The organism is Mycolicibacterium sp. XJ870 (assembly GCF_053483975.1).
This window is the reverse complement of sequence record NZ_JBEFTI010000001.1, coordinates 2,134,659-2,140,050: the sequence shown is the minus strand read 5'-3', so window position 1 is coordinate 2,140,050 and position 5,392 is coordinate 2,134,659. Positions and strand designations below refer to the sequence as shown.

Below are 5,392 nucleotides of genomic sequence, written 5' to 3'. Positions count from 1 at the left end.
CGGACTCCGCCCGCCGCTTACGTACTACGACCCTGTGCCAATCTCTCGCGCAGACTCTTCGGCCGGATATCAGGCCAGCTCTGTTCGATGTAGTCCAGGCACGCGGTGCGGTCCGCTTCGCCGTAGACCACCCGCCAGCCAGCTGGGACATCGGCGAACGCCGGCCACAAGCTGTGCTGCTCTTCATCGTTGACCAAGACGAGAAAACTACCCTTGTCGTCGTCGAATGGATTGATGCTCAACTGTTCTCCAAACCACCTAGGCGACAGAAGTGGAACACGTTCTAAATCTAGACGAGGCGGAGTGCGACGGTACGTAGTTTCAGAAGATTCGTCAATATTTGCTATGCCCGAGCCCGAGTCGACGGTGCGCGGCCCAGGTACCACCGGTGCGCGGCTCCCACCGCGGTGAACTTACAGGTAGTGCCCCTGAGAGGGCTGAACCTTAGGCCTTTGCGGCCGCGGTCGGCAGTTACGCCGGTCGAGCCGACGACGTAAAGAAGTTGCTAGGGGTTCGACGGCTCTGCTGATCGCCCCACGAGGGGACAGTCAGGACTACGTCGAGGTGGTTGAATCAGCCACCATACGGATGAATCGATGAGCGGGAGACGAAAAGGGCGTCGGCGAGTGATCTTCGACGCGTCAAGTAGCTAGGATCGAGCACTGTGAGCGATACCACTCAAACCGCACTGCCGCCCGGACCTCCGCTTCCCATGGTGGTGCAGTCCGCATTGATGGTTCGCTACGGTTTACGCTTCCTGACCGCATGTCAGCAGCGCTACGGCGATGTGTTCACACTGCGAGAACCACTGGCGGGCACGACGATTTATCTTGCTGATCCCGCCGACATCAAGACGGTGTTCGCCGGCGACCCGCGGGTCTTTCACGCCGGCGAAGCGCGTTGGTTCTTGAGCGGATTGCTCGGCGAGAGATCGCTTTTCGTGACCGACGAGGACGACCACCGGGACCAGCGCCGGCTGATGATGCCCGCGTTTCATCGTGACGCCGTTGCGCGCCAGGCTCATCAGATGGCCGAGATCGCTGCTGCGAACATCGCCGAATGGCCGGTGAACAAGGCATTTCCGGTGGAGTCCAAGACGACCCAGATCACGCTCGAGGTGATCCTGCGGACCGTCATCGGCGCCACCGATCCGGCCCGGCTGGCCGCGCTGCGCACGGTCATTCCCGAGTTGCTCTACCCGAAGCCATGGGAGACGCCGGCGCTTGCCAAGCCGAATCTGCAACGCCATCGCCCGTGGCGAGGGCTGGGCCGACGATTCGCTGAAGCAGACGCCCTGCTCTATGCCGAGATCGCCGACCGCCGCGCCGACCCTGATCTGGCCGAACGCACCGATGTACTGGCCATGATGGTCCGGGCCGCCGACGACGACGGACGCACTCTGGCCGACCGCGAACTGCGCGATCAGCTGATGACGCTGATCGCTGCCGGTCACGAGACGACGTCGGCATCGTTGTCTTGGGCGCTCGAGCGGCTGACGCGCCATCCTGACACGTTGGCCAAGGCTGTGCGCGCCGCCGATGCCAGCGCGGAGGGCGATCCTGCCGGCGACGAGTATCTCGACGCGGTGACAAAGGAGACGCTGCGCATCCGCCCGGTGATTTTCAGCTCCGGCCGGCTACTGAAGAAGCCGGTCGAGGTGGGCGGCTACCTCCTGCCCGCCGGCGCCATAGTCAACCCGGGAATCGGTCTGGTGCACCAGAACTCCGAACTGTATCCGGATCCGGAGCGGTTCGACCCGGATCGGATGATCGGCGCAACCCTGAGCCCTACGGCGTATCTGCCGTTCGGCGGAGGCAACCGTCGCTGCCTCGGTGCCACTTTCGCCACGGTCGAGATGCGCGTCGTGCTGCGCGAGATCCTGCGCAGGGTCGACTTGAGCACCACCACAGACGCCGACGAGAAACAGAAGTCCAAGCACGTCACCTTCGTGCCGCATCGCGGCGGATACATCCGAGTTCGGGCGATCAGGGACATTGCGCCGGCATCCCACGCAGCAGTGCCGACCGAATGCCCTGCCAGTGCTCACGGCACAAGACAGTCGAGCGATTCGCCGCAGGAGTAGCGCCCTGCGACACTGATCCGACTCTCGTCACCGCCTGTCAGTTGCCGCGAACTTCTCGACAAGATCGGCAGCTATCGCAACGCTCTCGGCGGGTTTGGTCATCTGGCCGGCGAACTCGCGGGCCCGTGCGACACATTGCGGCTCAAGGATCGTGCGCAGGTCAGCGATCAACGATTTCTGAGTGGTCGCCGAAAAGCGCCTGGCAGTACCCACTTTCAGTCGTTTGACCCGAGCTCCCCACAGCGTCTGATCGAGGTCCGTCGACAGAATCAGCGTGGGAACCCCGGCGCGCAAGCCTGCAGCGGTAGTGCCCAGCCCACCATGGTGCACGACCGCGCGGCAGGTGGGAAAAGCGGCCGAGTAGTTCATTGCCGCCACCACCTTGACGTGTCCGGAATCCGGAACGTGGCTGTAATCAGTTCCGGCAGAACATACCAACGCCCGCTCGCCCAACTGCGCGCAGGCCGCACTGATCATCGCGAGCGTTTCGGTGCCGGATTCGACCGGCAAGCTGCCAAAGCCGAAGAAGATCGGTGGTGTTCCCGCGGCGATCCACGAGGCGACTTCGTCATCGGCATCCGCGGCCAAATCCATTGTCAGCGCGCCGACGAAGGGCCGCTGATCCTCCCATTTCGTCCATTCGCGAGCCAGCCCGGGAAAGCAGACCTGATCGTAGCCTTGGATTTCCAGGCATCCCCGTTCGGTGAGCCGCCACGGCGAGGGCCGTGCCGCCTTGGGTAAGCGCAGCTCACCGCGCTGCACGCCCTCGACCTTTCGCGCCGCGCGCCACGCCACCCACTCGGACACCTTCATCGCGGACCGGCCCAACGGCGATGGCAGGAATGACAGGAACTGGCCGTTGGCCCGCAACGGGAACAGATGCAGCGTTGCCAACGGAATGTCGTAATACTCGGCGACGTTGCCTGCGGCATCCTCGAAATTCACGCCGGTGAACAGCAAATCGGCCCCGTCGGCCAGCGAGGTGAGCGTCGCGATGATCTCTTTCCAGCTCTGGAGAAAGGGCCCCACGACCTCGCGCCGCAACCTGATCAGTTCCGGCACCTTCCAGAAGTTGCGGAAGAAGTGCGTCCAGAAGTTGCGGTGCGCATCCAGAACGGCCTGCAGATCTGGTCCGTAAGCAACGGCCGTAAGTCCTGCTGCCTCGGCGAAGCCGATCAGGTCGGGCGGAACGGCCATGTGCACGTCGTGGCCTCGGCGCAGCAACTCACGGCCGATAGCGACACACGGTTCGATGTCGCCGCGAGTCCCGTAGCTTGCCAGCACAAACTTCATTGCGGATTCTGGTCTGTCACTACTTGCGCCACAGCACACCACTGCCGTCGATCTCGACGATATCGGCCGAAATGCCATGTGCCGCCCGGTAATCGGTGACGGCCTGCCGACACGGCACCATGTCGTGGTAGTCATCGATGATGCAGAAGCCCCCGGGGGACAGTCGCGGGTAGAGCGCGTCGAGCGCTTGTATCGTGGATTCGTAGAGGTCGCCATCAAGCCTCAAGACAGCGATGCGCTCGATCGGAGCATCGTGCAGCGTGTCTTTGAACCAGCCGGGAAGAAAGCGGACCTGATCATCCAGCAGGCCGTAGCGCTGGAAATTCTCTCTGACTTCCGTCTCCGGCACGCCAAGTATGCCCGCAACCCGCTCCGTCTTAATCCCTTTGTCTGCCTTGTAGTTCGCCGCATCTACGCGTGGCAGACCCTCGAACGAATCGGCTACCCACACGGATCGCGCCTCGTCGCCGTACGCCGCGAGGACCGCACGCATCAGGATGCAAGCCCCTCCGCGCCACACTCCACATTCGATCAGGTCGCCGGGAATGTCCTCGGCCAGCACCGTCTCAACACACTCCTGCAGACTGGTCAGCCGCTGCATTCCGATCATCGTCTCGGCTTCTGCGGGCCAGTCGATGCCCAAGTCGCGGCTACGCTGAACGAGCGTGCTTTGGGGTGCGTCCGGCGTCGCTCGCGCGAGTCGATGCGCACCATTTCGCACCATCATGCGATTGACGGTTTTGAAAAAGAGGCGTCGCCGCAGTGGCCACTGCGCAGGCATCCGCTCGGGCATCCCGTACCTGGTGAGGTTGTTCCTGATCAGGTCGAGGTACAGAGATCGAACGTCGCTCTGGGTCACTGTCAAGACTGCTCCTGCCACCGAGGTATGGATCCACGTGCATCCGGAGCGTACTAGGCGGACGTCCGGCGGCCTGGCGAAATCGCAACGTAGTTTCGGTGGCAATCCGGAGCTACCAAAACTGTTGCGGCACGGGCGGCTTCCGGTCATACGGCCGTGCCGCCGCCGCCTCTGTTACTTGGCCCGCAAGACAAAACCGGCCTGGTCACCTCGGCCCTGCTGATTCAGACGTAATGCGCGCTTTTCCCACTTCCAGAGTTGCTTGGGTCCGAACAACCGCAGGATTTTGGGGTCGGTCACTGCCACGTCACGCCGATAGGCTTCGCTCCCCATGAATTGACCCAAGTTCGAATCATCAAACGTCTTCTCCACTTGCAGCTCGGCCTTCTCTGCTGCCAATGCCATCCCCTGCCGTGACGGTATGACGACATGTCGAGGCGCATCGATCTGGACCCAGTCGGCCCCATAAACGGTCCACGCTTCGGATGAGGTAGTCGGCACGCGAGCCAAGCAAATACCTCCGTCAGCAAGCTTTGCGCATGCCACCTTGAGCATCCCGACCGGGTCGGGCACGTGTTCGAGCGAATGATTGAACATGATGAGATCAAACGCGCCAGACACATCGCTCAAATCTCGTTTCATCAGCGGCACGCCTCGGGGCGTCTCGCCATCTGCCGTGATGAAGGGATCAGCACCAGACAAGTTGGTGAAACCCACGCTGGCCAACCGGTCAAGCAGTGCACCGCCACCACAGCCCACGTCAAGAATTCGCGCGTCGCGTGCGAGCTGTAGCTGAGCAAGCATTCTGATGACGTCGCCTCCAAGGAGGACGCGCATAATTCCTTCGGGCAATGGCGTCGTCATGAGGCCACCGAAAATCCTGCTGCCGCAACCCAATTTGAATTTGTCCATCTGGGTAATCAGCCAACGGTAAAGTTTGGGCTGAGCTGATGCATTGTAAGAATAGTAATTCTCGGGGTAATGGCGCATGAGCTCTTCGCCCTCGAGCGCATTCACGATCTGTAACGTATCGCATTCAGCGCAGCCAAAATATTCGAATGGCTCTCGTATCCCGAACATCATTTCGCGAACTTCAATAGTTTGATGCGGACCAGTCGACTCGCATAGTCGACATTCTCGGGTAACGGTGTGCACTC

General features: G+C 61.8%; 5 protein-coding genes. 1 reads left to right on the top strand and 4 read right to left on the bottom strand.

From position 1 onward, the window contains the following. Positions 1 to 17: 17 nt before the first annotated feature. A complete protein-coding gene (locus ABQF30_RS10460; protein ID WP_448462989.1) occupies positions 18 to 242 on the bottom strand; it encodes an MbtH family protein in 225 nt (74 codons plus the stop codon). Positions 243 to 664: 422 nt separating this feature from the next. Here ABQF30_RS10460 and ABQF30_RS10455 point away from each other — a divergent pair, with 422 nt between their 5' ends. After that, complete coding sequence (locus tag ABQF30_RS10455; protein WP_448462987.1) at positions 665 to 2,083, top strand: cytochrome P450; 1,419 nt, start codon at positions 665 to 667, stop codon at positions 2,081 to 2,083. Between the two features lie 27 nt (positions 2,084 to 2,110). Here the strand turns inward: ABQF30_RS10455 and ABQF30_RS10450 are convergent, their stop codons facing one another. The 3 genes from ABQF30_RS10450 to ABQF30_RS10440 form a co-directional block, all read right to left on the bottom strand. Then, on the bottom strand, positions 2,111 to 3,376 hold the full coding sequence (locus ABQF30_RS10450) for a glycosyltransferase (RefSeq protein WP_448462985.1): 1,266 nt from the start codon (positions 3,374 to 3,376) through the stop codon (positions 2,111 to 2,113). Positions 3,377 to 3,395: 19 nt separating this feature from the next. Further along, complete coding sequence (locus ABQF30_RS10445; protein WP_448462983.1) at positions 3,396 to 4,235, bottom strand: TylF/MycF/NovP-related O-methyltransferase; 840 nt, start codon at positions 4,233 to 4,235, stop codon at positions 3,396 to 3,398. 174 nt (positions 4,236 to 4,409) lie between these two features. Beyond that, a complete protein-coding gene (locus ABQF30_RS10440; protein ID WP_448462981.1) occupies positions 4,410 to 5,390 on the bottom strand; it encodes a class I SAM-dependent methyltransferase in 981 nt (326 codons plus the stop codon). Positions 5,391 to 5,392 lie beyond the last annotated feature (2 nt).